The 1,110-nt window shown below is 75.8% G+C and carries 1 protein-coding gene; it reads right to left on the reverse strand.

All coding sequences use genetic code 11. From position 1 onward, the window contains the following. Nucleotides 1-1,110, reverse strand: a 1,110-nt coding sequence (locus C6N75_RS29880; protein WP_258177691.1) for an MCE family protein, incomplete at both ends; no start/stop codon positions are given.

The following is a 1,110-nucleotide window of genomic DNA, read 5'->3' on the forward strand; positions in this document are numbered from 1 at the left end:
CGCCGGCGCCGGCGGCCGCGGCGGGGGCCGGTTCACCGGTGTAGGGGACGGCGTAGCAGTGCGCGGGGCCGGCGGCGTCGTAGGCAGGGCGGTCGGCGCCGGGCCGGTAAGCGCCGCGGGAGGGGACGGTGCGCAGGTTCACATGGAGTCCGGGCTGGTCGGTGCCCTTGCCGAGCGCCTTGTCCATGGTGGGGACGAAGCCGGCCAGGGTGCGCAGGGTGCAGGGGAAGGCGGCGGAGTTCTCGGCGAGGAGTTCCAGGGTGGGGCGGGAGGCGGCGGAGAGCCGGATGAGGTTCTCGCGGTTGTCCCGGAGGAAGGCGGTCACGTCCCGGGCGGCGCCGGTGGTCGCGCCGTACAGCTCGGTGAGGGCCTGGCGCTTCTCGGCGAGGGTGCCGGTGGTGGTGGCGGCGTCGGTGAGCGCGTCGAGGATGCCGGGGGCGGCGTCGGCGTAGATCCGGCTGACCTCGACGAGCCTGCTGATGTCCCGGTTGAGGGCGGGCAGGTGGGGGTTGAGCTTCTTCAGGTGGGCGTCGAGCCGGACGAGGGTCGCGCCGAGTTGTTCGCCGCGGCCGTCGAGGGCCTGGGCCATGGCGGTGAGGGTGGCGGACAGCTTCTCCGGTTTGACGGCGGTGAGCAGCGGCAGCACCTGGTCGAGGACCTGTTCGAGTTCGACGGCGTTGGCGGTGCGGTCGGGGGGGATGACGGCCCCGGCGGCGAGCGGGCGGGCGGTCGCGGTCGTGCCGGGCGGCGGGACGAGGGCGACGAACCGTTCGCCGAACAGGGTGGTGGGCAGCAGGCGTGCGGTGACGTCGGCGGGCACCCGGGGCAGGTGGCCGGGGTCGATGGCGAGGGTGAGCCGGGCGCCGGTCCCGTCGGCGCGGACCTCGCGCACCTCGCCGACGACCACGCCGCGCAGCTTGACCTCCGCGCCGCGCCGCATCTCGTTGCCGGCGGCGGGGGTGAGCACGGTGACGGTGGCGTCGTCGCTGAACTCCTTGCCGTAGACGGCGAGGGAGAGCCGGACGAGGAGCACCGGCACCAGCAGGAAGGCGAGGCCGGCGAGCCGCCGGCGGACGGTGCGGCCGCGCTCACCGGCGGCCCGGCCGGCGT

Source organism: Streptomyces solincola, from assembly GCF_002982015.1.
GTDB lineage: Bacteria > Actinomycetota > Actinomycetes > Streptomycetales > Streptomycetaceae > Streptomyces > Streptomyces solincola.